The following is a 26,063-nucleotide window of genomic DNA, read 5'->3' as shown; positions in this document are numbered from 1 at the left end:
CCCCGTGGGCGGGGGCTGCCTGCCCGCGTGCTCCGACGGCTCGTGCGCCGGCGGCTCGACGCATGTGGCCGAAGCGCTCATTCCTCGCCCGTGCGCCACTCCTTCGTCGGCCGCCCCGCTTCGTCCCACCGGCGATCCATCAGCATGGTCAGCCCGTCCTCGGCGAAGACCTGCTCGACGGCGAGCGTGCCGTTCGGGTGCCACTCTCTCGACAGTCCGACAGGGCGCCCTGTGCGGGCCGTCGCCTCGGATCGCAGTGCGCCGTCCTTGTACCACTCGCGGCCGGGGTCGTGCTGTACCCCGTCGACGTAGGAATCAAGGCTGACAACGACACCCCCCAGGCGTTCTTCGACCTCGCCCGTGAAGGGTGCGCCCCGGTACAGCAGACACTGCGCCCCGTCCATGTCGGCCTCGGGGTCGTCGATGTCGATGCGTGTGACGTCGGTCATCGGACGGCCCGTCGGTCGGGGGATGCGACGCAGTCGTTCACCGCTCTGTGGCGGGCGTGCGACACCCTCCGGGCCGGGTCAGCCGGCGGGTGCGGTCGCCGCCGCCGAGGCCTGGACCTCGCCGCGGTGGCGGATCTGACGGAACGTGAAGTTCGTCAGGTCGTCGCCGACCGCGAAGACCTTCTTGTCGGCCTTGGTGACGTTCGTGCCGTTCGTGAAGCCCCCGACGGTGAAGTAGGCGTAGCGGCCGTACGAGTTGGCGGTGCGGCGGCAGATGGAACCGCCGCGGCAGAACGTCGGCACGCCCGCGCCGCTCAGCGATGCGAGACCGCCGGACGCCTGCTGCGCCGCCTTCTTGGCCTGCGCCTCCGTCTCGAAGACCGCGACGCCGACGGTGACGGCGACCCCCGCCCTGCTGTACGTGGCGCGGATGACCTGGTCGCAGCCGTTGTTCGTGAGGATCGAGCCGAGCGCGCCCTGGGTGGTCGCGGCGCAGTTCGTCGTGCGGTGCGTGGCGCCCTTGGCGTAGACGCGGTCGCCCATCGTCAGCTTCTTGCCCGGGTAGAAGGAGTCGATGGAGATCGGCGCCCTGTCCTTCTTCACATCGGATATGTAGTCCTTCGGGTCCGGCGGGGGCGGAGGGGCCACCGTGGAGAAGGACGGCTCGGGCTCCGCCGAGTCGCTCGGCAGATCGGCGGGTCCCGGCAGCCGGCTCGCGTTCTTGCCCGAGCCCGTGGAGCCGCCGTTGTTGTTGGTCGAGATGACCGCTGTGGCGACGATCGCCCCGATCGCGGCGGTGGCGAGCGCGCCGCCGCCGATCATCAGCCATTTCTTGCGACGGCTCCGCGCGGCGGATTCATCGGCCAGCGCTGCCCAGTCCGGAGTGTGATTGCCTCCGGGCCCCCAGGAGGGCCCCCCTTGCCCAAAGCTCATGCGGCGAATCCTAGAGGAGGCGTAAACCGGTTGGGCCAGGGCTTCGCGGCCCGTGACAATGCTGTGCATGGGACATCTTGAAGCAGGCCATCTCGAGTACTACCTACCGGACGGGCGGGTGCTGCTCGGCGATGCTTCGTTCCGGGTCGCGGACGGGGCCGTCGTCGCCCTCGTGGGGGCGAACGGCGCCGGGAAGACGACGCTGCTGCGGCTGCTGTCCGGGGAGATCCAGCCGCACGGCGGCACGGTGTCGGTGAGCGGCGGACTCGGGGTGATGCCGCAGTTCGTGGGCTCGGTGCGGGACGACCGTACGGTCCGGGACCTCCTCGTCTCCGTCGCCCAGCCGCGTATCCGGGAGGCGGCACAGGCCGTCGACAAGGCCGAGGAGCTGATCCTCACCGTCGACGACGAGGCCGCGCAGATGACGTACGCGCAGGCCCTCAGCGACTGGGCGGAGGCCCGCGGGTACGAGGCCGAGACCGTCTGGGACATGTGCACCATGGCCGCGCTCGGTGTCCCGTACGAGAAGGCGCAGTGGCGCGAGGTCCGCACGCTCAGTGGTGGTGAGCAGAAGCGGCTCGTGCTCGAGGCGCTGCTGCGCGGGCCCGACGAGGTGCTGCTGCTCGACGAGCCGGACAACTATCTCGACGTCCCCGGCAAGCGGTGGCTGGAGGGGAAGCTCAAGGAGACGCGGAAGACGGTGCTCTTCGTCTCGCACGACCGGGAGCTGCTGTCCCGGGCCGCCGAGAAGATCGTGAGCGTGGAGCCCAGTCCGGCGGGCAGCGATGTGTGGGTGCACGGCGCCGGCTTCGATACGTATCACCAGGCCAGGAAGGACCGGTTCGCCCGGTTCGAGGAGCTGCTGCGGCGCTGGGAGGAGGAGCACGCCCGGCTGAAGGCGCTGGTCCACCGGCTGCGACAGCAGGCGGCGATCAGCCCCGACATGGCGTCGCGTTACCGGGCGATGCAGACCCGCTTCAAGAAGTTCGAGGACGCGGGGCCGCCGCCAGAGCCGCCCCGCGAGCAGGACATCAAGATGCGGCTGCGCGGCGGCCGGACCGGGGTGCGGGCGGTGACCTGCAAGGGGCTGGAGCTGACCGGGCTGATGAAGCCGTTCGACCTGGAGATCTACTACGGCGAACGGGTGGCCGTCCTCGGCTCGAACGGCTCGGGCAAGTCGCACTTCCTGCGGCTGCTGGCCGGGGAACCGGTCGCGCACACGGGGGAGTGGAAGCTCGGCGCGCGCGTCGCGCCCGGGCATTTCGCGCAGACGCACGCCCATCCGGAGCTGATGGGGCACACCCTCGTCGAGATCCTGTGGACGGAGCACGCGAAGGACCGGGGCGGGGCGATGTCCGTACTGCGCCGGTACGAACTGGAGCGGCAGGGCGACCAGCCCTTCGAGAAGCTGTCCGGCGGGCAGCAGGCACGGTTCCAGATCCTGCTGCTGGAGCTGGCGGGAACCACGGCGCTGCTGCTGGACGAGCCGACCGACAACCTGGACCTGGAGTCGGCGGAGGCCCTGCAGGACGGGCTCGAGGTGTACGACGGGACCGTGATGGCCGTCACACACGACCGGTGGTTCGCGAAGTCCTTCGACCGGTACCTGGTGTTCGGGTCGGACGGGGTGGTGCGGGAGACGGCGGAGCCGGTGTGGGACGAGCGGCGGGTGGAGCGGGAGCGGTAGGGCCGGCGCGTTTTGACCCGTCCCGGGCGGGGCGGGTACTGTCGGGGGTTGTTATACGTATCGGCTTCGTCGTTCTCACGCGAAGAGCCCTTACGTAGGTTCTCTGGAGCAGTTACCAGTGGCTCGCATACGGGCAGCGTTCCCGGCATTGTGAGCCCCAGCTGCATGATCGCTTCAGGGGTGCCATGTGTCTGGACCTCATCCACTGAAGAAGCGAAGGCTACGAAGTGCGTACGTACAGCCCCAAGCCCGGCGATGTGACGCGCCAGTGGCACATCATTGACGCGCAGGACATCGTCCTGGGTCGTCTGGCCACCACGGCTGCGAACCTCCTCCGAGGCAAGCACAAGGCGATTTACGCCCCCCACATGGACATGGGCGACTTCGTCATCATCATCAACGCCGAGAAGGTTCACCTCTCCGGCAACAAGAAGACCCAGAAGATGGCGTACCGCCACTCCGGGTTCCCGGGTGGTCTGCGCTCCGTGCGTTACGACGAGCTCCTCTCCAAGAACCCGGAGAAGGCTGTCGAGAAGGCCATCAAGGGCATGATTCCCAAGAACACCCTGGGCCGTCAGATGCTCTCGAAGCTCAAGGTCTACGCGGGCGACCAGCACCCGCACGCTGCGCAGCAGCCGGTCCCGTTCGAGATCACCCAGGTCGCGCAGTAGTTCCGGCCTCCCCCTAAGACGTAAAGAAAGATCTGAGGAGAATCGTGGCCGAGACCACTGTTGAGAACCCCATCGAGGGCACCGAGGGCGAAGAGGTCTTCGCCGAGGTGACCACCTTCGAGTCCGAGGTTCCCGTCGAGGGCGAGTACACCAGCGAGTCGCTGGCGTCCCGCTTCGGCGAGCCGCAGCCTGCCGCCGGCCTTGGCCGTCGCAAGAACGCCATTGCCCGCGTCCGGATCGTTCCGGGCACCGGCAAGTGGAAGATCAACGGTCGCACCCTTGAGGACTACTTCCCCAACAAGGTGCACCAGCAGGAAGTCAACGAGCCCTTCAAGGTGCTCGAGCTCGACAACCGCTACGACGTCATCGCCCGCATCTCGGGTGGCGGCGTCTCGGGTCAGGCCGGCGCCCTGCGCCTCGGTGTCGCCCGTGCGCTGAACGAGGCGGACGTGGACAACAACCGCGCCCCGCTGAAGAAGGCCGGCTTCCTCTCCCGCGACGACCGTGCGGTCGAGCGCAAGAAGGCCGGTCTCAAGAAGGCCCGTAAGGCCCCGCAGTACAGCAAGCGCTAATCCGCCTGCTCACCTGCTGTACACGTTCGCCCCGGAGGCACTCCCTGTGCCCCCGGGGCGTTCGTCTATCGGCACCCTCGGGCGTATAACGGCATCAGACGTTCATAGGCCCGCCGTGGCTCGGCATGGCTCTTTATGTTGCCTTGCGTCGATCCGGGTCATGCCTGTCATGACTTGTTTTGTTTTTGCAGTTCGGTTTCGGAGCATCTTCGGAGGACACCAGTGGGACGACTCTTCGGCACGGACGGTGTGCGCGGCGTTGCCAATGCGGACCTGACGGCGGAGCTCGCGCTCGGTCTGTCGGTCGCTGCGGCGCATGTGCTTGCCGAGGCGGGCACCTTTGAGGGGCATCGGCCGACCGCCGTGGTGGGACGCGACCCACGTGCGTCCGGAGAGTTCCTGGAGGCCGCCGTGGTGGCCGGTCTGGCGAGCGCGGGCGTGGACGTCCTGCGGGTCGGTGTGCTGCCCACCCCCGCGGTGGCGTACCTCACCGGCGTGCTGGGCGCCGACCTCGGCGTGATGCTGTCCGCCAGCCACAACGCCATGCCGGACAACGGTGTCAAGTTCTTCGCCCGCGGCGGTCACAAGCTCGCCGACGAGCTGGAGGACCGGATCGAGAAGGTCTACGAGCAGCACCGCACCGGTGAGCCCTGGGCGCGTCCGACGGGCGCCGGGGTGGGCCGGGTCACCGATTACACCGAGGGCTTCGACCGGTACGTGGCCCACCTCGTCGCGGTCCTGCCGAACCGGCTCGACGGGCTGAAGGTCGTCCTCGACGAGGCGCACGGCGCGGCCGCCCGGGTCTCGCCCGAGGCATTCGCCCGGGCCGGCGCCGAGGTCGTCACCATCGGGGCCGATCCGAACGGCCTGAACATCAACGACGGCTGCGGCTCCACCCACCTGGACCTGCTGAAGGCCGCCGTCGTCGAGCACGGCGCCGACTTCGGCATCGCGCACGACGGCGACGCCGACCGCTGCCTCGCCGTGGACGCCTCGGGCGAGGAGATCGACGGCGACCAGATCCTGGCCGTGCTGGCCCTCGCCATGCGCGAGGCCGGGCAGCTGCGCAAGGACACCGTGGTCGGCACCGTCATGTCCAACCTCGGCTTCAAGATCGCCATGGAGCGGGAGGGCATCCACCTCGTCCAGACCGCCGTCGGTGACCGATACGTCCTGGAGTCGATGAAGGCGGAGGGCTACGCGCTGGGCGGCGAGCAGTCCGGCCATGTCATCGTCCTCGACCACGCCACGACCGGTGACGGCACGCTGACCGGCCTGCTGCTGGCGGCCCGGGTCGTCGCCACCGGCCGTACGCTCGCCGACCTGGCCGGTGTCATGCAGCGGCTCCCGCAGATCCTGGTCAACGTCCGGGACGTCGACAAGTCCCGGGTCTCCACCTCCCCGGAGCTGGCCGCCGCGGTCGAGGAGGCCGAGCGCGAGCTGGGCGACACCGGGCGCGTACTGCTGCGCCAGTCGGGCACCGAACCGCTGGTTCGGGTCATGGTCGAGGCGGCCGACATCGAGCAGGCACGGTCGGTGGCCGGTCGGCTGGCCGACGTGGTGAAGTCCGCCCTGGGGTGACCATCGCCGTACGAGGGTGAGGTGCCGCCCGGTGTTCTCCTGGAGAGGCGCCGGGCGGCGTCGTGTGCGGGTGGTGCCGGGCGGCAGCCGGAGGACCGTCGCCGGCCCGGGCCATCGCGTCAGGCAGCCCGGATCCGGCGGCGGTGCATCGCCCACAGCGCCTTCTGGACCAGCAGTGTCAACGTGCCGGCGAGCACGATCCCGCCGAGGTTCGCCGCCAGCTGGCCCACCGAACCCCACGTCTGCGCAAGGTCCTGGTAGCTGAAGGCCACGGCCGCATTGGCGGCCGCGGGCACCGTCGTCACCGAGATCGCGACGCCGATCAGCGCCCCCGACTTCGCCGAGGTGAGGGAGAGCGTGCCACCGATGCCCGCCAGGAACGCCACCACGAACGACATCCAGTCCGGCTGCCAGATGAACGCCGTGTTGGGCCGCTCCGCCTCGATCATCGCCCCCGTGAACAGCCCGAGGCCGTTCATCATCCAGGCGAACCCGGCCGTCAGCACCATCGCTATGGCGAACCCGCCGACCAGCGCCCACAGCGACCGCCACACCAGGCGCGGGACGCGCTGCACCAGCGCCGTGGAAATGCCGGCCAGTGGCCCGAACTCCGGGCCCACCGCCATCGCCCCCACGATCAGGATCGCGTTGTCCAGCATCACACCGCAGGCCGCGAGCATCGTGGCGATCGAGAGGAACGCCAGGTAGGTGACGCTGAACGTCGACTCCTCGTGGGTCGCGTCCGCCAGCTCCTCCCACAGCACCGCGTCCGCGCCCTCGCCCGGCGCCTCCTCCTCGGCCCGATCGGCATGCGCGGAGAGCGTCAGGTCCGTTTCCTCGACGGTGATCGAGCCGGACTCGTCGATGCCGAGCTCGCGCAGCGATGTGATCAGCTCGTCGCCCGCCTCGCGCGCCACGTCGCACGTCACGACATCGCCCGCGGGGTCCAGGGCGACACCGGGCATGACCACCAGATGCGTGGTGCCGACGGTGTGCCGCACGAGGTGCACCACCTCGTCCGTGCGGTCCTGAGGGACGATCAGGCGCAGATGCAGCACGCGGATACTCCCGGGGAGGCTCGGGGGACTCAGAGTTTGCGCAGCGAGAGACGCTGGACCTTGTGGTCCGGGCCCTTGCGCAGCACCAGAGTGGCACGGCCGCGTGTGGGTGCCACATTTTCCAGCAGATTGGGCTTGTTGATGGTCCGCCACATGGTGCGGGCGTACTCCATGGCCTCCTCCTCGGAGACCTGGGTGTACTTGCGGAAGTACGAGAACGGGTTCTGGAAGGCCGTCTCGCGCAGCTTGCGGAAGCGGTTGAGGTACCAGGTCTCGATGTCCTCGGCCCGCGCGTCCACGTACACACTGAAGTCGAAGTAGTCGGCGAGCCCGACCCTGGTGCGGCCGTCCTTGCCGGGGAGCGCGGGCTGCAGCACGTTGAGGCCCTCGACGATCAGGATGTCGGGGCGGCGGACGGTGAGCCGCTCGCCCGGCACGATGTCGTAGATCAGGTGTGAGTAGACGGGCGCCGTCACCTCGTCCTTGCCGGCCTTGATGTCGGCGACGAAACGGGTCAGGGCGCGCCGGTCGTACGACTCGGGGAACCCCTTGCGCGACATCAGCCCGCGCGCCCGGAGCTCCTTCATCGGCAGCAGGAACCCGTCCGTGGTGACGAGCTCCACCCGGGGGTGCTCGGGCCAGCGGGCGAGCAGCGCCTGGAGGATACGGGCAGCGGTGGACTTGCCGACGGCGACACTGCCCGCGACCCCGATGACGAACGGGGTGCCCCGCTGCGCGCCATGGCCGTTGCCCGCGTCCCCGAGGAAGGTGTTCAGGGCGCCGCGCAGGCCGGAGGTGGCCTGGACGTAGAGGTTGAGGAGGCGGGAGAGCGGCAGGTAGACGTCGCGTACCTCGTCGAGGTCGATGACGTCCCCGAGCCCGCGCAACTGCTCCACCTCGTCGGCGGTCAGCGGCAGCGGCGTCTTGTCGCGCAGGGCGCTCCACTCGGCGCGCGACAGGTCGACGTACGGCGTCGAAGCGTGCTCGGCGCGTCGGTGGGTGCTCCGTGGCGGCGAAGTGATCACGTGTTCATTGTTGCGGGAGTTTTGACGCAGTGGGGGGTGGGGTCGGTCACGTGAAAGGGCTGCGGGCCGGTGTCCGCACCCCTGTAGCGGACACCGGCCCGTTTCGTACCACCCTGCGGTCAGGACTTCTGGCCTTCGGCGTCGACGACGGCGGCCCTGATCCGAGCCTCGCTGGTGAGGACCTCCCCGGCCTTGTACTTCTCGGTCGGGACCTTCATCCCGGCGGGAGCCTTCATCTCGTAGTCCTCGGCGGCCACGAAGCGCATGCCCGCGTAGCTGTAGTCGCGGGGGTTGATGAGGATCTCGCGCTGCTCGTGCGAGCCGTCCTCCTTCCGGGTGATGGCAATGGCATCGCGCCCGGCGGCGTCCTTCACGAGATGGTCGGTGACCTTCACCCCCGGGACGGTGGCCAGCGCACGGTAGATCCGGGCGAGGGCGTCCGGGGCGATCGGGTACGTCTCGACCATCAGACCCATGGCGCGGAAGCTGTGCTGGGCCTCGGCCTCGGGAGGGCTCTCGGCGGTGTGGCCCGTCGGATAGAACGAGCGGACCTTCGCCAGCAGACGCGCCGGATCGTCGGGCAGCTCATCGGCGGCCCGGTAGACCTGGCGGGCCGTGCGGTAGTCGCTGTCCTTGCCGTTCTTCGCCGCGGCGGAGTTGTCGTACGGAACCCAGGAATCCGGGTCGTAGGAGAACCGGCCCACGGCGGCCGAGCCCGACCGGTACAAGAACCCGCCCACGGCGGCCGAGCCCCCCTCGGGCTCCCGCTGGACGATCTTCGTCCGGGTGTAGATCCACTGGTCGTCGCGCGGTTCCGGCGCGGCCTGCTGCTTCGCCAGCTCGTCGGCGGCCCGGTTCAGTACCTCGGCCGGGCTGTCCAGGGTCAGGGGGGCCGCCGCGGTGGCCCCGTGGGTGGGACCGTCCGCGCCGATCTGCGTGGTCAGCAGAGCGGCCGCGGTGATCGCCGCCGCGGCGCCGATCGACGCGATCCGCCAGTCGGCACGCAGCCGACGGGTGCGCCGGCCGCCCGCAAGGGAGTCCGTCAGCCGCTGCCGGCCGGGAGCGAGCGCGGCACGGTCGGGGACGGGGGCATCTGCGCGCAGCTCGCGCAGCTGGGTCATTTCGTCCATGACGGGCTCAGCTCCATGACGTCGGATGTGAACGCGGGGTCGGTGTGCAACGCCTCGCGGACCTTGCGACGGGCGCGGTTGAGGCGGGACCGCACGGTTCCGAGCGGGATGCCCAGTGCCTGCGCGACCTCCTCGTACCCGAGGTCCGCCCAGGCGACGAGCAGCAGGACATGGCGGTCGCCGGGGGAGAGCGCGGCGAGCGCTCCGGCCAGCGGTACCCGGGCGGCGATCCGGTCGTCGGAGCGGTCGCTCCAGGACGCGGCGACCGTGTCCTGTCCGGTACGGGCCAGGGCCCGCAGACTCCGCTCCTCGCCGCGCCGGTGCTTGCCGATGAGGTTGGCGGCGATGCCGTACAGCCAGGGCCGGGCGCCCCGGCGGGTGGTGTCGTAGCGGCGCCGGGACCGGAACGCGATGAGGAACGTCTCCGCCGTGATGTCGTCCGCCGCGCCCTCCCCGAGGCGGCGGGCGGCGTACCGGTGGATGTCGGGCGCGTGGCGGTCGTAGAGCCCGGCGAAGATCTCCGGCTGCTCCAGCGACTGGGCGACGATCTCGGCGTCGTCGTCGGCTTCGGCGATGGGCCGTCCGGTCGGGGGTCCGGTCACAGGGGCTCCTGGGGCTCGGTCGGTGAGCGTGTCACCCCCTTGTTCCCCGCAGGGCGCACAAAGGTTCACGGGGCTCTGAGGGAGCAGGCCGCCGGGCGGGCGCCCCCAGCCCCTGTACGAGCCCGGTATCGGCCGCGGCGGCCGATCCGCAGCAACCTCGGCACGGACCGGGTCCGGCTCTTCAGCCCGCCCTCTCCCGGCGAGGACGCCGGCCGGCGGATGGAGTCGGCGTCGCGCTCCGGCATCCGTACCACCGCGGTGGCCGGCACCCCGCGTCGATCAGCCTCAGAGCCTGCCGGCTGGGCGGGCAAGCCGATGTTTGGCACTCGGCACGGAAGGCCTCGATCTCCTGGACGACACGGTGATCGTCCGGCGTCGGAGGAGGGTCGGCGAAGAGCCCGCTCCGACGCTACGACGCACAGAGGCTCGTAGCATCGGAGCGCACTCGTGGCGCCTTCGACCGGGCGCCCTCAGACCCCGACCTTCGCCGCCAGCTCCCGTCGGGCCCGAGCCGCGGCGCCGACCGGTACCGCGTCGGCAGCCAGGGCTGCCCTGACCAGCCGTACCGGGTAGCCGCTGACCGGCGGGTCGGCGGCCAGTGACGCCAGGATGAGGGGTTCCAGCAGGGGCCAGGCGCGACTGACCCCGCCGCCGACCACCACCGTGGTGATGTCCACGACGCCGGCCGTCATCACGATCGCCCGGGCGATCCCGGCACCGGCGGCCCGGTACACCTCGAGGGCGTCCTGGTCACCGCGGTCGGCGGCCTGCGCGACTTCGCGGGCGGTCAGCCGGCGGCCGGTGCGGTCCGCGTAACGGGCGCCGATGGAACGGCCGGAGGCCAGGGTCTCCAGATGGCCCCGGCCGCCGCACGAGCAGGGCAGATCACCGAAGCCGGGGATGTGCCCGATCTCGCCGGCCGCGCCGTGCGGCCCGGCGAACAGCGCGCCGCCCGTCCACAGCGCGCCGCCGACCCCGGTGCCCAGGGTCATCCCGAGGACGTCCGACTCGCCGCGCACGGCGCCGCCGGACACCTCCCCGTAGAGGAAGGCGTTGACGTCGTTGTCCAGGAAGGCCGGGACGCCCAGCGCCTCCTCGACGGCGTCTGTCACCGCGAAGCCGGCCCAGCCGGTGAAGGAGTCGCTGGCCACCAGGATGCGACCGGTGGCGGAGTCCACCACACCGGCTGCGCCGACCCCGCAGCCGACGAGGCGGCCGGGGGTGCGCTCCAGCAGCGGGGCCAGCGCGCCCAGGGCCGCGCCGATCATGGCCTGGCCGCCGTCGGTCGCCGGCGTCGCCACCTCGGCGCGGTCCAGCACGGTCAGGTCCTCGGCGCAGAGCACCACCTGGGTGGTGGTGCCGCCGATGTCCACTCCGGCGAAGAGCGTACGGTCATGGGAGCTCACCCCTGGGCCTCCGTCCGGCCGGCCGCGAGGGTGGCCAGGCGTTCGGCTCTGCGGCCGCGCTGGATCACCGGGTCGGGCACCGGCACGGCGGCCAGCAGCCGGCGGGTGTAGTCGGTCTCCGGGTGTAGCAGGGTCGCGCCGGTGGCGCCCTGCTCCTCGACCCGGCCGGCCCTCATCACCACGACGCGCTGGGCGAAGTGCTGTACGACGGCCAGGTCGTGGGAGACGAAGAGACAGGCGAAGCCCAGCTCGTCCTGGAGCTCGGAGATCACGTCGAGCACCGCCTCCTGCACGCTCACGTCGAGCGCGCTGGTGGGCTCGTCGGCGACCAGCAGCCGTGGCTCCAGGACCAGGGCGCGGGCCAGGCTGACCCGCTGGCGCTGACCGCCGGACAGCTCCCGGGGGGCGCGCCGGGCGAGTTCACGCGGCAGCCGGACCCGGTCGAGTACGGCGGCGACCTTGCTCTGACGGTCCTTGGCGGAGAGCTTGCGGCGGTGCACCCTGAGCGGCTCGGCGATGCACTCGCCGACCGTCATCCGGGCGTCCAGCGACGCCACCGGGTCCTGGAGGACCACGCCGATACCGGCCCGCAGCGCCCGGCGGGCCCGGGACCGGGTGCCGGCCAGGCCGGTCCCGAACAGCGAGACGGTGCCGGAAGTCGGCGGGATCAGACCGAGCGCGACCCGGGACGCGGTGGACTTACCGGAGCCCGACTCGCCCACCAGGCCCAGGGTCTCCCCGGCGTGGACGGCGAGCGAGACCCCGTCCAGCGCCCGCACGGCGCCCTTGCCACGGCCGAACACCACGGAGATGTCACGGAGTTCGACCACCGGCTCGGTGTCCGGGCGGGTGGTGGCGGCCGGCGCCGCCGGCCGGCCCGCCTCGGCGACCGACAGCCGGGGCACCGCGGCCAGCAGCCGCTTGGTGTAGTCGTGGGACGGGCGGAGCAGCACGTCCTCGACCGCTCCGGTCTCCACGATCTCGCCGTGGTACATCACGGCGACCCGGTCGGCGAAGTCCGCGACCACGCCCATGTTGTGGGTGACCAGCAGGACGCCGGTGCCGGTCTCGACGGCGAGCCGGCGCAGCAGGTCGAGGATCTCGGCCTGCACCGTGACGTCCAGTGCGGTGGTCGGCTCGTCGGCGATCAGCAGGGCGGGCTCGTTGGCGATGGCCATGGCGATGACCACCCGCTGGCGCTGTCCGCCGGAGAGCTGGAAGGGGTAGGCGGTGGCCCGCCTCTCCGGCTCGGGGATGCCGACCTTGCGGAGGAGTTCGACGGCCTCGGCGGCGGCGTCCTTGGCGGACACCTCGCGGTGGTTGCGGATCACTTCGGCGATCTGCTTGCCGATCCGGGTCAGCGGGTCCAGCGCGGTGGCCGGCTCCTGGAACACCATGGAGACGGTCCGGCCGCGCAGCGCCGCCAGGTCGGCCTCATGGGCACCGACCACCTGGGTGCCGGCGATGGTGGCGCAGCCGGTGGCACGGGCGTTGCCGGCCAGCAGGCCCATCGCGGCCAGCGCGATGGTGGACTTGCCGGAGCCCGACTCGCCGACCAGGGCGAGCGTCTCGCCGGGGCTGACGTGCAGGGAGACGCCCCGGACGGCCGGCACCTCGCCGGTCTCGCTGGTGAAGATGACGCCGAGGTCGTCGAGTTCGAGAATCGGCCCGGCCGACGGGGCGGCGGTGCCCTGGGTGGCGGTCATCCGCGTCCCCTCACATCGAATGCGTCGCGGAGTCCGTCCCCGATCGCGTTGAACGCCCACACCACCAGGATGATGGCCAGGCCCGGCGGCAGGATGAGCCACCAGTAGCCGGAGTAGGCGGCGGTGAGACCGGCCGAGAGCATGCCGCCCCAGTCGGTGGCCGGCGGCTGGACGCCCAGGCCCAGGTAGGAGACGTAGGCGACCAGCAGGATGGCGTCGGCGATCTGGAAGGTGGTCGCAACGATGATGGTCGAGACCGAGTTCGGCAGGATGTGCCGGGTGATCGCCCGGGAGTGCGTCCCGCCGATGGCCCGCAGGGTCAGGACGTAGTCGCGGTTCTTCAGGGTCAGCGTCTCGGCCCTGATCAGCCGGGACGGCACCAACCAGGAGACGAAGCCCAGGATGACGATCAGCCCGGTCAGGCCCGGGGTGGTGATGGCCGAAACCACCAGCAGGATGAAGAGCGCCGGGATGGCGATCCCCGCGTCCACGATCCGCATCATGACCGCGTCGATCCAGCCGCCCGCGTAGCCGGCGGCGGCGCCCCACAGGGTGCCGATCACGGTGGCCAGGATGCCCGCGGCGAGGCCGACGATCAGCGACACCTTGCCGCCGTACATCAGCCGGCCCAGCTCGTCGTGGCCGACCGCGTCGGTGCCGAGCCAGTGCGAACCGCTGGGGCCGAGGTTGACCTGCTGGAGCATCGTGTGGGTCTGGTCGGTGGAGTACACCAGCGGACCGAGGAAGCAGAACAGGAAGAAGAACACCACGACGCCGAGCCCGACCACGGCGAGCCGGTTGCGCAGGAAGCGCCGGACGGCGAGCCGGGAGCCGGACACCGCACCGGTGGCGGTGGCGGTGGCGGTGGCCGTGCCGGGCGCCTGACCCGGCTGGATGACGGCGCTCATGCCCGACCTGCCTTCACTCGGGGGTCGATGATTCGCTGGACGATGTCGGCGAGCAGCGTGCCGACCACCGTGGCGATCGCGATGACCAGCACACAGCCCAGCAGCACCGGGTAGTCGGAGGACTGCGCGGCGGTCCAGAAGAGCAGGCCCATGCCGGGGTAGTTGAAGAGCTGCTCCACCACCAGGGCGCCGCCGAACAGCACCGGCACGTAGTAGCCGAGCATGGCGATCACCGGCGTCAGCGAGTTGCGGAACACATGCCGCCACAGGATGGAGCGGGAGCGGGAGCCGCCGGCCCGCGCCGTCCTGACGTAGTCCTCGGAGAGGTTCTCCAGGGTGGCCGCCCGCATGTAGCGGCTGAACACCGCGATCATCGAGGCGGCACCTGCGACGACCGGCAGCACCAGCGCCAGCGGGTCGGAGAACACCTGGGCGAGCGTGTCCCCCTGCGGGGCCTGGGACGGGAACCACGGCAGCGCCTGGCTGAACACCAGCACCAGGATCAGCCCGAGGAAGTACACGGGTGTGGAGTAGGCGATGAAGCTCAGCGTGGTGATGACGTAGTCGACGGGCTTGTTGCGCCGGACGGCCTGCCACATGCCCAGCGGGATGGCCAGCACGAGGCCGACGATCGCCGACAGAGCGGTGAGGACCAGGGTCTTGGCCAGCCGCTCGGAGATGAGCTGGGAGACCGGCTCATTGAGGGTGTACGAGGTTCCGAGGTCGCCGTGCAGCAGCTGGTTCAGGTAGTAGAAGTACTGCACGGGGAGTGGCTTGTCGAGGCCCTGCTCGTGGTTGAAGGACGCGATCTGCTGCGCCGTGGCCTGCGGGCCGAGGATCCCGCGAGCGGGACCCCCGGGCAGGGCGTGCAGCAGACCGAAGACCACGATCGTCACGATGACGATCACCACGACGGCTTGGAGGACCCGTCTGATCAGGTACGAGGAAGTGCTCATGTGTTTTCCGGTCGCTTCGGCTCAGTGGTACGTACGGTCACCGACCGGGCTCACTTGGTGGTCCACTTCCACATGGCGGGGTGGAAGTTGGCAAGTGAGTCCTGGGCGAAGCCGCCCAGGCCGTTCTTGACCACGGAGACCTGGTAGTCCGGCTCCGGCAGCCAGATGACCGGGAGGTCCTTGGCCAGGGCGGCGCTGTACTTCTGCACCGCCTCGTCGGAGGAGGAGGTGGTGGTCTGGGTGATCAGCTTGTCCACGGCGGAGTTGGAGTAGCTGCCGAAGTTGGAGCCGCCGCCGGTGGCGAAGAGGGAGTCACCGCTCGGGTAGGCCGGGAAGTACCAGCTGCCCGCGGTGCCGAAGAACGACAGCTGCCACTTGCAGCCGGCCTGGTCGGCCGTGCACTGACCGGCCTGCGAGAGGACCGAGTTGACCGGGGCGGTCTTGATGGTGAAATCGATGCCGGTCTTGGCGAACGACGACTGCAGGGCGCTCATCATGTTGTCGGTCACGGTCGAACCGGACTGCGAGAGCACCTGCATCCGGAACTTGGTGCCCTTGTCCACGCCGGCGCCGCACTGGCTGTCGCCGGTGCCCGGGCTGGTGCACACCATGGTGCCGTTCTGCTCGGTCCAGCCGTGGCCGGTCAGCAGCTTCTTCGCCTCGGTGGTGGAGAACGGGTACGGGTTGTTCTTCTGCTCCGACGAGACGAAGGACGAATTCTGGCCCTGCGGGATCGGGCCGTAGGTGGAGACCGCGGTGCCGTTGAAGACGACCTTGGAGAGGGTGGTCTGGTCCACCGACATCTGGATTGCCTGGCGGGCGTAGAGCTGCTTGAAGACCGCGCCCATGGCGGGGTTGTTGAAGTTGTAGGGCATGTAGGTGATGGCCCAGCCGGACCACGGCTTCACCGTGTAGCCCTTGGAAGCGAAGGACGACTCCTGGCTGAGGTCGGTGGCGTTGATGTAGCCGTAGTCGACCGTGCCTGCCCGGAGCGCGTTCTTCTCGGCGTCCGTGGTGGTGAACGGCAGCAGGTTCACGTTCTTGATGTTGGCCTTGCCGCCGCCGTCGTACTTGGCGTTGGCGGTCAGCTCGACCTTGCCGGCCGTGGAGAACGACTTGATGGTGTAGGGGCCGCTGACCGTCTTCCAGAGCGGGTCGGTGGCGTAGCCGGAGATCTTCTTGGCGACACTGTTCAGGTACGTCCAGACCTTCTTGGCGCCCGCGGCGGTGCGGTCGAGGTCCGACACGGTGCCCGAGTCACTGGTCTTGTCCCAGACGTGCTGCGGCATCGGGCGGATCATGCTCAACTCGTTGGCGAGCATCCACTGCTGGTTGTATGCCTGGTCGAAGGTGATGGTGAAGTGCGTGTCGTCGACGATCTTCAGCGACGTCCAGTTGTCCGGCGCCTTCCCCGGGCTGTAGCTGGCCCAGTCGGCCTTGTTGGCCTTGACCAGGTTGAACCAGAACTCCACGTCGCGGGAGGTGATCTGCTTGCCGTCGCTCCAGTGCCGGTCGCCGAGCGTGATCGTGACGCTCTTGCTGTCCTTGGCGAAGTCGGCTGCGGTGGCCAGCGAGTTGTCCTTGTTCCAGCCGACCTTGCCGGTGGAGCCGTCGTACGCGATCAGCGGCTCCCAGAGGGACTGGGATATGGAGGAGTTGTTGGTGTTCAGGTGCGCGGCGGTGCCGATCGGGAGGATCCAGTTCGGCGTGAAGTTGGCCGGGAGCGCGTAGTTGATGGTGTCCGACGAGCCGGAGGCGGACGACGAGGTGTCGCCGCCGGAACAGCCGGTCAGCAGAGCGCCCGCGGTGACAACGGCGCCCGTGACGAGGGCCCAGCGGCGGCTGTTCGCCGTGTGAGCAAGGAACATGACTCTCCTCAGAGTGAAAGGACCCGTAGGTGTCCCGGGACCGGCACTGCGTTCACGACAGCTAACGTCGGACACACCGAAGAAACAAACAAGAATTAGTAAAAAGTAAGTTACTGCACCTCCGAAGAAAGCCCACCCGCCCCGATCGCCTCGCTCTTTTGGGTGAATTTGGGTGGATTGAATGGGTTTCAGGTATGGCTCACTTCCTTCGCGAAGCTGTTCCCCCGCGCCAGGCTCGGGCGTATTGTCTTCGCCACACACACCGTTGCGGAAGTTACTTCGTACATGACTGAAATAAGTGCATGGGACCGCAAGGCCGCGAAAGGCACACCGGCCCTCGCCGCGCGGGTCCTGGAACTCGTCGCATCGGGCCAGGCCTCGTCACGCGCCGAACTCGCCGGACTGCTGGGGGCCGCAGCCTCCACCATCTCTCTCACCGTGGCCCATCTGGTGGAGCGCGGGTTGATCGCCGAGGAGGGCACCCAGTCCTCCACCGGCGGGCGCCCCCGCAAAGTGCTGAGACTGGGAAGCAACGACGAGTTCGCCGTCGCCGCCGACCTCGGCGGCCGGCATGCCCGGATCGGTGTGGTGCTGCCCGGCGGCGGTCTGACCGATGTCTCGACCGTCCCCTTCGTGATTGCCGACGGCCCCGAGGCGGCCCTGCCCCGGCTCGCCGAGACCCTGGAGGCGCTGGCCGAGCAGCGCGGCCGCGGCCGGCTGCGCGGGGTCGGGCTTTCGCTGCCCGGGCCGGTGGACATCGCGTCGGGCTCGGTCGTCCTGCCGTCCCGGATGCCGGGCTGGAACCGTTTCCCGGTCACCGCCTGGCTGGAGGAACGCTTCGGTGTTCCTGCCGCCGTGGACAACGACGCCAACTGCATGGCGATCGGCGAGCACACCGTACGGCCCGCCGAGCACCGGCAGACGATCATGGTGAAGATCGGCTCCGCGATCGGCGCCGGCGTCATCGCCGACGGACGTCTCTACCGGGGCGCCACCGGCGCGGCCGGTGACATCACCCACATCCGGATCGACGGCGGCGCCGACATCCCCTGTTCCTGCGGCAACACCGGCTGCCTGGAAACCGTGGCGTCCGGCGCCGCCCTGGTCCGCATCCTGCGCGAGCGCGGGGCCGACGTCAGCAGCACCGAGGACGTGGCCCGGCTGGCCGTGGATGCCGACCCGGAGGCCACCCGTGCGGTCCGCAGGGCCGGCGACTACCTGGGCCAAGTGCTCGCCGCCAACGTCAACTTCTTCAACCCGGACGCGGTCTACCTCGGCGGCATTCTCTCCACCCTCGAGCCGTTCGTCGCCGCCGTGCGCAGCCAGCTCTACGAGAGCTGCCACCCGCTGGTCACCCAACACCTCACCATCGAGCGGGCCAGCCTGGGCGCCGACGCAGGACTGGTCGGCGCCGGGCAGTTCGCCCTGCAGCGCGCCCTGGCCCTCGCGCTGCGCGAGGTCGGCGGCACCGACCAATTCCGCGCCCCGGCGCCCCGCCACGCCTGACGCCCCACCCCCTACGAGGAGCCATGTCGCAATCCCGCACCGTCGCAGCCCGCCCGGTCATCGCCATAGCCGGACTCGGCATCGAGTCGTCCACCTTCTCTCCCGCTCGCACCCAGGCCCCCGCCTTCCACCCCTCGCGCGGCGCCGAAGTGCTTGACCGCTACCCCTTCCTGACCCCCGGTGAGGAACTGCGCGAGGCGGCCGACTGGCACGGCGCCCTGGTCGGCAAGTCGCTGCCGGGCGGCACCGTCACCGCCGCCGCCTGGGCCGAGCTGACGGACGAGCTGATCGAACGGCTCGCCGCGCTGCCCAAGCCGGACGGCCTCTGGTACGACATCCACGGCGCCATGACCGTGGAGGGCATCGACGACGCCGAGGCGGTGCTGCTGGAGCGCATCCGCGCCACCGTCGGCCCCGACGTGATCATCTCCACCTCGATGGACCTGCACGGCAACGTCTCCCGCGAGCTCGCCCACGGCAGCGACCTGATCACCTGCTACCGGATGGCCCCGCACGAGGACCACATGGAGACCAAGGAGCGGGCCGTCCGCAACCTGGTGGACCTGCTGGTCTCCGGCGCGCCCCGCCCGGTCAAGGCCTGGGTGCCGGTGCCGGTGCTGCTGGCCGGCGAGCAGACCTCCACCCGGATCGAGCCGGCCAGGAGCGTGTACGCGGCCGTGGACGAGGTCGAGGCCATGGACGGCGTGATCGACGCCGCGATATGGGTCGGCTACGCCTGGGCCGACGAACCGCGCAACCGCGCCGTGGTGGTGGTCACCGGCACCGACCGGGCCGCCGTGGCGGCCGGTTCCGAGCGCCTGGCCCAGGGCTTCTGGAAGGCCCGCGACGACTTCGACTTCGTCGCCCCGACCGGCACCTTCGACGGGATCCTCGACGAGGCCCTGGCCTCCGACCAGCGCCCGTACTTCATCAGCGACACCGGGGACAACCCGACCGCCGGCGGCGCCGGCGACGTGACCTGGGGTCTGACACGGCTGCTGACCCGCCCGGAGTTCCAGGAGGACGACGGCCCGACCGTCATCTACGCCTCGATGCCCGGACCGGCTGCCGTCGAGACCGCCGTCGCCGCCGGTGTCGGCGCCACCGTCACGGTCACCGCCGGTGCCGAGGTGGACGACCGGCACGCGGGCCCGGTCACCCTGACCGGTGTGGTGCACGCCATCCGGCACGGCGACCGCGACGCCGAGACCGAGGTCGTCATCCGGGTCGGCAGCGTGTACGCGATCCTCACCAAGCTGCGCAAGCCCTACCACCACGAGCACGACTTCACCGACCTGGACCTCGACCCGCGCGGCGCCGACATCGTGATCGTGAAGATCGGCTACCTGGAGCCCGAGCTCTTCGACATGTCGGTCGGCTGGAAGATGGCGCTCACCCCCGGCGGTGTGGACCAGAACCTGGTACGCCTGGGCCACCACCGCATCCGCCGCCCGATGTTCCCCTTCGACCGCGAGATGGCCGACCCGGACTTGTCGGCCCGCATCATTCCCGCCTCCGACCAGCCGCTGACCGGGGACGACGAGTGACCGCACGTCCCGCCTTGGAGATCGCCGTCACCTCACCGGCCGGCGCCCGCGCAGCCCGGGAGAACGGCGCCGACCGGGTCGAGCTCTGCGTCGCCCTGGAGTTGGGCGGCCTGACCCCGTCGGCAGCCCTGGTGGAGACGATCGCCGGGGAGGGGCTGCCGGTGCAGGTGCTGGTCAGGTGCCGGCCCGGCGACTTCGTCCATGACGCGGAGGAGATCGCGCTGATGGCCGCCGAGGTGCGGTCCGTCATCGCCTCCGGCGCCTCCGGCGTGGTGATCGGCGCGCTGACCGCCGACGGCGCCCTGGACACCGTGGCGGTCGCCCGGCTCGCCGAGGCGGCCCGTGCCTCGGGCCGCCCGGTGGACATCACCCTGCACCGCGCCATCGACCAGTCCGCCGACCCGGTGGCCACCGCCGCACTGCTGCCCTCCCTCGGACTCACCCGGGTCCTCACCTCGGGCGGTGCCCCCACCGCGGCCGAGGGGCTGGAGGCGATCGCTGCGATGGCCGCCGCCGCACCCGGGGTGCAGGTGATGGCCGGCGGCGGGGTGCGCCCCGCCGACATCCCGGCCCTGACCTCTGCCGGAGCCGCCGCCGTCCACCTCTCCGCCAAGACCAGGGCGCTGCCCCGGCGTGGCGGCGGCTGGGTACCGCTCGGCGCCGGGGGTGCGTCGGCCGAGCAGGACACCCATTTCGTCACCGATCCCGAAGTGGTGGCCGAGGCACGGCGGGCGGTGGGGACGCAGGGCTGGTGCCCTGCGCCGGAAGCGCCGGGTTCGAGGGCCACGGCCTGAGCGAGCAGCGGTTCGCGGAACTTCGCCGGTGGGCGCGGGAGCGGGAAGCGGGCCCGGACTGCCGCTCACAGAGGATTGCAGCGACTCCGCCGACGAATGATCCCGGCCGCCCCGCGCCCCTTCTGCGACGATGCCAAGCGAGGGGAGGGCGGCCACGAAAGGATCGTTATGTGTGGAATCATCGGGTACGTCGGTGGGCAGTCCGCGCTTGATGTTGTCGTCGCGGGGCTGAAACGCCTCGAATACCGCGGGTACGACTCCGCGGGTGTCGCCGTTCTCGCGGACGGCGGGCTGGCCTCCACGAAGAAGGCCGGCAAACTCGTCAATCTGGAGAAGGCGCTGGTCGAACAGCCCCTTCCGGCCGGGACCACCGGGATCGGGCACACCCGGTGGGCCACCCACGGCGGGCCCACCGATGCCAACGCCCACCCGCACCTCGACAACGCGGGCCGCGTCGCCGTCGTGCACAACGGAATCATCGAGAACTTCGCCGGGCTGCGGGCCGAACTCGCCGAGCGCGGGCATGAGCTGGCGTCCGAGACCGACACCGAGGTCGTCGCTCATCTGCTCGCCGAGGCGTACTCGTCGACCGGTGACCCGGCAGAGGCGATGCGACAGGTCTGCCGGCAGCTCGAAGGGGCGTTCACCCTGGTTGCCGTGCATGCCGATGAGCCGGATGTGGTGGTGGGAGCCCGGCGGAACTCACCGCTCGTGGTCGGGGTCGGGGAGGGGGAGGCGTTCCTGGCCTCCGATGTGGCCGCGTTCATCGCGCACACCCGGTCCGCGATCGAGCTGGGACAGGATCAGGTCGTCGAGCTGCGCCGGGAGTCCGTCACGGTCACCGACTTCGACGGGCAGCCCGCCGAGGTCCGTCAGTACCACGTGGACTGGGACGCCTCCGCCGCCGAGAAGGGGGGCTACGACTACTTCATGCTCAAGGAGATCGCCGAGCAGCCGAAGGCCGTGGCCGACACGCTCCTCGGGCGGATCGACGGCTCGGGCGCGCTCCACCTCGACGAGGTGCGCATCGCGCCGAGCGTGCTCCGGGAGGTCGACAAGGTCGTCGTCGTGGCCTGCGGGACCGCGTACCACGCCGGGATGATCGCCAAGTACGCCATCGAGCACTGGACCAGGCTGCCCTGCGAGACGGAACTCGCCAGCGAGTTCCGATACCGCGACCCGATCCTCGACCAGCGCACCCTCGTCATCGCGATCTCCCAGTCCGGCGAGACGATGGACACGCTGATGGCGCTGCGGCACGCCCGCGAGCAGGGGGCGAAGGTCCTCGCCATCTGCAATACGAACGGGTCGACCATTCCGCGCGAGTCCGACGCGGTGCTGTACACGCACGCCGGGCCGGAGGTCGCCGTCGCCTCGACCAAGGCGTTCCTGACGCAGCTCGTCGCCTGCTACCTCGTCGCCCTGTATCTCGGCCAGACCCGCGGTACGAAGTGGGGCGACGAGATCCGGACCGTCGTCCGGCAGCTCTCCGAGGTCCCCGGGCAGGTCGAACGGGTCCTGGAGACCATGGAGCCGGTGCGTGCGCTGGCCCGTTCGCTCGCGCACAAGAACACCGTCCTCTTCCTGGGGCGCCACGTCGGCTATCCGGTCGCCCTCGAAGGGGCGTTGAAGCTCAAGGAACTCGCCTACATGCACGCCGAGGGCTTCGCCGCCGGCGAGCTCAAGCACGGGCCGATCGCGCTGATCGAGGACGATCTGCCGGTCGTCGTGGTCGTGCCGTCGCCGCGCGGGCGTTCGGTGCTCCACGAAAAGATCGTGTCGAACATCCAGGAGATCCGGGCCCGCGGCGCCCGCACCGTCGTCATCGCCGAGGAGGGCGACGAGGCGGTCGTTCCGTACGCCGATCATCTGATCTGGATCCCCGCTGCGCCTACGCTGCTTCAGCCGCTGGTGGCGACCGTGCCCCTGCAGGTCTTCGCCTGCGAACTGGCCACCGCCCGCGGCAACGAGGTGGACCAGCCACGCAATCTGGCGAAGTCCGTGACTGTCGAGTGAGTCGAAGAATGAGTGAGTGAGCGCGTGATCATCGGGGTCGGGATCGATGTGGCGGAGATCGAACGGTTCGGCGCGGCGCTGGAGCGTACGCCGCATCTGGCTCAGCGGCTTTTCCTGGAGAGGGAGTTGCTGCTGCCCAGCGGTGAGCGGCGCGGCATCGCCTCGCTGGCCGCCAGGTTCGCCGCCAAGGAAGCCGTCGCGAAGGCGCTCGGCGCGCCGGGCGGGCTGCTGTGGACGGACGCCGAGGTATACGTCGAGGACAGCGGGCGGCCCCGGCTGCGGGTCCGCGGCAGCGTCGCCGCCTGCGCCGCCGAGCGGGGCGTACGGCACTGGCACGTCTCGCTGAGCCATGATGCGGGGGTGGCGTCGGCCGTGGTGATCGCGGAAGGTTGACCGTATGCGAACTGCGTACAGCGTGAAGACCGTACGGGCCGCCGAGCGTGCCCTGATGGCACGGCTGCCGGAGGGCGCCCTGATGCAGCGGGCCGCCGCGGGACTCGCCGTGGCCTGCGGCGATCTGCTGCGGCGCAATGGCCGCGTGTACGGTTCCCGGGTCGTCCTGCTCGTCGGCAGCGGCGACAACGGCGGCGACGCGCTGTACGCGGGCGCCCGGCTGGCCCGGCGCGGCGCGGGCGTCCGCGCGCTGCTGACCTCGCCGGACCGCGCCCACGAGGGCGGGGTCGCGGCGCTCCGCGCGGCGGGCGGGCTGGCGGAGGAAGCGGCGCAGGTGGGCACGGACCGGATCGGCCGTGTCGATCTGGTGGTCGACGGCATCACCGGCATCGGCGGGCGCGGCGGGCTGCGCCCGGACGCGGCCGCGCTGGTGCGCGCCTACCAGGCGACCGGGGCGCCGATTCTCGCGGTCGACCTGCCCAGCGGCGTCGAGGCGGACACCGGGGAGGTGCTCGGCGACGCCGTGCGGGCCGATGCGACGGTCACCTTCGGTGCGTACAAGCCGGGGCTGCTCATCGACCCCGCCGCCGACCTGGCGGGCGCACTGCACCTCGTCGACATCGGGCTCGGCGACGAGCTGCCCGGCGTACCCGATCTGGAGGCGCTGCAGTACGCCGATGTCGCCGCGCTGCTGCCGTTTCCCGGCAGCGAGAGCGACAAGTACCGGCGTGGCGTCGTCGGCATCGTTGCCGGATCCGCACGGTATCCGGGCGCGGCGGTGCTCGCCGTCGGCGGGGCGCTGCGGGGCGGTGCGGGCGCGGTGCGGTACGTCGGGCCGGGCGCCGGTGCCGTGATCGCCCGGCACCCGGAGACCCTGGTCCACACGGGCCCGCCGTCGAAGGCGGGGCGGGTGCAGGCGTGGGTCGTCGGACCCGGGCTCGGGGACGGTACGGACGCCGTCTCGGCGGTCGCCGACGTGCTGGACGCCGAGGTTCCGGTACTCGTCGACGCGGACGGGCTGCGGCTGCTCGACGCCGCCGTCGTGCGGTCGCGCACCGCACCGACGGTGCTCACCCCGCACGCCGGGGAGGCCGCCGCGCTGCTCGGCGTCCCGCGCGAGGCGGTCGAGGAGGAACGGCTCGCCGCCGTCCGGGAGCTCGCCGCCCGCTACCGCTCCACCGTGCTGCTCAAGGGGTCGACGACCCTGGTCGCCGACGGCACCGGACGCGCTCCCGTACGGGTCAACCCGACCGGCACCTCCTGGCTGGCCACGGCGGGCAGCGGCGACGTCCTCTCCGGGCTGACCGGTTCCCTGCTGGCCGCGGGTCTCGACCCGCGCGACGCCGCCTCCGTCGGCGCCTACCTGCACGGCCTCGCCGCCCGCCACGCCTCGGACGGCGGCCCGGTCTCCGCCCAGGACGTCGCGGACGCGGTGCCCGCGGCGTGGCGTGACGTGCGGGCCTGAGAGATCCTGGGCAGCGGACACGGAACCGCGCAGGAGAGCCGGTGAGGAGTGGTCGACGGTGGGCAGCGACTCCGTACGCGTACGCCGGGTGTACGACCCGCAGGAGGACGGTGACGGGACCCGCGTCCTCGTCGACCGGCTCTGGCCCCGCGGCGTCGCCAAGGACCGGGCACGGATCGACCGGTGGCTGAAGGACCTCACCCCGTCGAACGAGCTCCGCTCCTGGTACCACGAGGACCGCAGCGGTACCCGGTACGACGACTTCGTGGACCGCTACCGCGCCGAACTCACCGACCCCTCCCACACGGCGGCGGTGCGGGAGCTGGTCGAGCTGGTCCGTGCGGGCGGCCCGGTGACCCTCGTCACAGCGGTGAAGGACGTCCCGCACAGCCATGTCCCGGTCCTCGTCGATCACGTGGAACATGAGCTGCGCCATCAGTGACATCAGCGGCCCCGCGACCGCTGCCGCCACCGGTGACGCGCCCCGGGCCTTTCTTCCGGATCGGGCCGGACCCCGCGAGCCCGGCACGATCCGAAAGAAAGGCGCTGACCGGACCCGGCACCTGAGGGTCCTGCCGTGTGCCTCTGAGAGACTGGGCGCGATGAACGAGACAGCGTCCTTGAGAGCCCGAGCCGAGATCGACCTCGCAGCACTGCGCGCCAACGTGCGTGTTCTGCGTGCCCGGGCGGCCGGCGCGCAACTCATGGCCGTCGTCAAATCCGATGCGTACGGGCACGGGGCGGTGCCCTGTGCCAGGGCCGCGCTCCAAGCCGGGGCGACCTGGCTCGGCACCGCGACCCCGCACGAGGCGCTCGCCCTGCGCGCCGCCGGGCTCGGCGGCCGGGTGATGTGCTGGCTGTGGACACCGGGCGGCCCCTGGCGCGAGGCGATCGAGGCCGACATCGATGTGTCGGTCAGCGGCATGTGGGCGCTGCGCGAGGTCGTCGCCGCGGCCCGGGAGGCCGGACGGCCGGCCCGTATCCAGCTCAAGGCCGACACGGGACTGGGACGCAACGGCTGCCAGCCCGCCGACTGGCCCGAACTGGTCTCCGCCGCCCGCACCGCCGAGGGCGAGGGCACGGTGAAGGTCACCGGCCTCTGGTCCCACTTCGCCTGCGCCGACGAGCCCGGCCATCCGTCGATCTCCGCCCAGCTGGCGGCGTACCGCGACATGGTCGCGCACGCGGAGAAGGCGGGCGTCGAACCCGAGGTGCGGCACATGGCCAACTCCCCGGCGACGCTGACGATCCCCGAGTCGCACTTCGACCTCGTGCGGACCGGCATCGCCATGTACGGCATCTCGCCCAGCCCGGAGCTGGGCACCCCGGCCGACTTCGGGCTGCGCCCCGTGATGACGCTCGCCGCGTCGGTCGCCCTGGTCAAGCAGGTGCCGGCCGGGCACGGCATCAGCTACGGGCACCACTACACGACGTCCGCCGAGACGACACTCGGCCTGATCCCGCTCGGCTACGCGGACGGCATCCCGCGCCACGCCTCCGGGCGCGGCCCGGTCCTGGTCGGCGGCGCCCGGAGGCGGGTCGCGGGCCGGGTGGCCATGGACCAGTTCGTCGTCGATCTCGACGGGGACACCGTCGAGGTGGGCAGCGACGCGGTGCTGTTCGGCCCGGGGGACCGGGGCGAGCCGAGCGCCGAGGACTGGGCGGAGGCGGCCGGCACGATCGCGTACGAGATCGTCACCCGCATCGGCGGCCGCGTGCCGCGCGTCTATCTGAACGAGATCCCGACCGGTTCTCTCTGATCCGCTCTGTCCTGCACGTCCTGACCTGAC

At 71.0% G+C, this 26,063-nt stretch carries 23 protein-coding genes; 12 read left to right on the top strand and 11 right to left on the bottom strand.

The window, feature by feature from the left end:
• Positions 1 to 77 precede the first annotated feature (77 nt).
• Positions 78 to 449, bottom strand: a complete 372-nt coding sequence (locus OG395_RS24215) for a toxin-antitoxin system YwqK family antitoxin (RefSeq protein WP_327244835.1) — start codon at positions 447 to 449, stop codon at positions 78 to 80.
• Positions 450 to 527: 78 nt separating this feature from the next.
• On the bottom strand, positions 528 to 1,382 hold the full coding sequence (locus OG395_RS24210) for a hypothetical protein (RefSeq protein WP_327244834.1): 855 nt from the start codon (positions 1,380 to 1,382) through the stop codon (positions 528 to 530).
• A 58-nt stretch (positions 1,383 to 1,440) separates the two neighbouring features.
• Between OG395_RS24210 and OG395_RS24205 the strand changes: the two genes are divergently transcribed.
• From OG395_RS24205 to glmM, 4 genes are all read left to right on the top strand, one after another.
• Positions 1,441 to 3,069, top strand: a complete 1,629-nt coding sequence (locus tag OG395_RS24205; RefSeq protein WP_327249441.1) for an ABC-F family ATP-binding cassette domain-containing protein — start codon at positions 1,441 to 1,443, stop codon at positions 3,067 to 3,069.
• Positions 3,070 to 3,296: 227 nt separating this feature from the next.
• Positions 3,297 to 3,740 (top strand): 50S ribosomal protein L13, encoded by a 444-nt coding sequence (gene rplM, locus OG395_RS24200; protein ID WP_037688030.1) that lies wholly within the window; start codon positions 3,297 to 3,299, stop codon positions 3,738 to 3,740.
• A 44-nt stretch (positions 3,741 to 3,784) separates the two neighbouring features.
• Complete coding sequence (gene rpsI / locus OG395_RS24195; protein ID WP_037688031.1) at positions 3,785 to 4,312, top strand: 30S ribosomal protein S9; 528 nt, start codon at positions 3,785 to 3,787, stop codon at positions 4,310 to 4,312.
• Between the two features lie 222 nt (positions 4,313 to 4,534).
• On the top strand, positions 4,535 to 5,893 hold the full coding sequence (glmM, locus tag OG395_RS24190; RefSeq protein WP_327244833.1) for a phosphoglucosamine mutase: 1,359 nt from the start codon (positions 4,535 to 4,537) through the stop codon (positions 5,891 to 5,893).
• A 119-nt stretch (positions 5,894 to 6,012) separates the two neighbouring features.
• Here glmM and OG395_RS24185 read toward each other — a convergent pair whose 3' ends face one another.
• The 9 genes from OG395_RS24185 to OG395_RS24145 form a co-directional block, all read right to left on the bottom strand.
• Complete coding sequence (locus OG395_RS24185; protein ID WP_327244832.1) at positions 6,013 to 6,951, bottom strand: DUF389 domain-containing protein; 939 nt, start codon at positions 6,949 to 6,951, stop codon at positions 6,013 to 6,015.
• A gap of 29 nt (positions 6,952 to 6,980) precedes the next feature.
• A complete protein-coding gene (coaA, locus tag OG395_RS24180; RefSeq protein WP_327244831.1) occupies positions 6,981 to 7,976 on the bottom strand; it encodes a type I pantothenate kinase in 996 nt (331 codons plus the stop codon).
• Positions 7,977 to 8,095: 119 nt separating this feature from the next.
• Positions 8,096 to 9,106 carry a CU044_5270 family protein gene (locus OG395_RS24175; RefSeq protein ID WP_327244830.1) on the bottom strand — a complete coding sequence of 337 codons (1,011 nt, stop codon included), beginning with the start codon at positions 9,104 to 9,106 and terminating at the stop codon, positions 8,096 to 8,098.
• Positions 9,094 to 9,708 carry an RNA polymerase sigma factor gene (locus OG395_RS24170; RefSeq protein WP_327244829.1) on the bottom strand — a complete coding sequence of 205 codons (615 nt, stop codon included), beginning with the start codon at positions 9,706 to 9,708 and terminating at the stop codon, positions 9,094 to 9,096. Before OG395_RS24170 ends, OG395_RS24175 begins: the two co-directional genes overlap by 13 nt.
• 470 nt (positions 9,709 to 10,178) lie before the next feature.
• A complete protein-coding gene (locus OG395_RS24165; protein WP_327244828.1) occupies positions 10,179 to 11,114 on the bottom strand; it encodes an ROK family protein in 936 nt (311 codons plus the stop codon).
• Positions 11,111 to 12,820, bottom strand: a complete 1,710-nt coding sequence (locus tag OG395_RS24160) for an ABC transporter ATP-binding protein (RefSeq protein ID WP_327244827.1) — start codon at positions 12,818 to 12,820, stop codon at positions 11,111 to 11,113. Before OG395_RS24160 ends, OG395_RS24165 begins: the two co-directional genes overlap by 4 nt.
• Positions 12,817 to 13,728 carry an ABC transporter permease gene (locus OG395_RS24155; RefSeq protein ID WP_327244826.1) on the bottom strand — a complete coding sequence of 304 codons (912 nt, stop codon included), beginning with the start codon at positions 13,726 to 13,728 and terminating at the stop codon, positions 12,817 to 12,819. Before OG395_RS24155 ends, OG395_RS24160 begins: the two co-directional genes overlap by 4 nt.
• On the bottom strand, positions 13,725 to 14,684 hold the full coding sequence (locus OG395_RS24150; RefSeq protein WP_327244825.1) for an ABC transporter permease: 960 nt from the start codon (positions 14,682 to 14,684) through the stop codon (positions 13,725 to 13,727). The genes OG395_RS24155 and OG395_RS24150 overlap by 4 nt, the downstream gene beginning before the upstream one ends.
• A 50-nt stretch (positions 14,685 to 14,734) precedes the next feature.
• Positions 14,735 to 16,552, bottom strand: a complete 1,818-nt coding sequence (locus OG395_RS24145; protein WP_327244824.1) for a peptide ABC transporter substrate-binding protein — start codon at positions 16,550 to 16,552, stop codon at positions 14,735 to 14,737.
• Between the two features lie 285 nt (positions 16,553 to 16,837).
• Here OG395_RS24145 and OG395_RS24140 point away from each other — a divergent pair, with 285 nt between their 5' ends.
• The 8 genes from OG395_RS24140 (at position 16,838) to alr (ending at position 26,033) form a co-directional block, all read left to right on the top strand.
• Positions 16,838 to 18,058, top strand: coding sequence for an ROK family transcriptional regulator (locus OG395_RS24140; protein ID WP_327244823.1), 1,221 nt, complete (start codon positions 16,838 to 16,840; stop codon positions 18,056 to 18,058).
• Between the two features lie 23 nt (positions 18,059 to 18,081).
• On the top strand, positions 18,082 to 19,605 hold the full coding sequence (locus tag OG395_RS24135; RefSeq protein ID WP_327244822.1) for a M81 family metallopeptidase: 1,524 nt from the start codon (positions 18,082 to 18,084) through the stop codon (positions 19,603 to 19,605).
• The gene (locus tag OG395_RS24130; RefSeq protein WP_327244821.1) at positions 19,602 to 20,399 is read left to right on the top strand and encodes a copper homeostasis protein CutC; all 798 of its coding nucleotides are present in this window, start codon (positions 19,602 to 19,604) and stop codon (positions 20,397 to 20,399) included. The genes OG395_RS24135 and OG395_RS24130 overlap by 4 nt, the downstream gene beginning before the upstream one ends.
• A 168-nt stretch (positions 20,400 to 20,567) precedes the next feature.
• Positions 20,568 to 22,415, top strand: a complete 1,848-nt coding sequence (gene glmS, locus OG395_RS24125) for a glutamine--fructose-6-phosphate transaminase (isomerizing) (RefSeq protein WP_327244820.1) — start codon at positions 20,568 to 20,570, stop codon at positions 22,413 to 22,415.
• 24 nt (positions 22,416 to 22,439) lie between these two features.
• Positions 22,440 to 22,808, top strand: coding sequence for a holo-ACP synthase (locus OG395_RS24120; protein WP_266990539.1), 369 nt, complete (start codon positions 22,440 to 22,442; stop codon positions 22,806 to 22,808).
• Positions 22,809 to 22,812: 4 nt separating this feature from the next.
• Entirely contained in the window at positions 22,813 to 24,273 is a 1,461-nt protein-coding gene (locus tag OG395_RS24115) for an NAD(P)H-hydrate dehydratase (RefSeq protein WP_327244819.1), read from the top strand.
• A 58-nt stretch (positions 24,274 to 24,331) separates the two neighbouring features.
• A complete protein-coding gene (locus OG395_RS24110; RefSeq protein WP_327244818.1) occupies positions 24,332 to 24,715 on the top strand; it encodes a DUF488 domain-containing protein in 384 nt (127 codons plus the stop codon).
• Between the two features lie 160 nt (positions 24,716 to 24,875).
• The gene (alr, locus tag OG395_RS24105) at positions 24,876 to 26,033 is read left to right on the top strand and encodes an alanine racemase (protein ID WP_327244817.1); all 1,158 of its coding nucleotides are present in this window, start codon (positions 24,876 to 24,878) and stop codon (positions 26,031 to 26,033) included.
• The last annotated feature ends 30 nt before the right edge of the window (positions 26,034 to 26,063 follow it).

The organism is Streptomyces sp. NBC_01320, assembly GCF_035974375.1.
In the GTDB taxonomy this organism is placed as follows: Bacteria; Actinomycetota; Actinomycetes; order Streptomycetales; family Streptomycetaceae; genus Streptomyces; species Streptomyces yanii.
The sequence above is the reverse complement of the archived record's forward strand: the minus strand, read 5'-3'. Positions and strand labels throughout refer to the sequence as shown.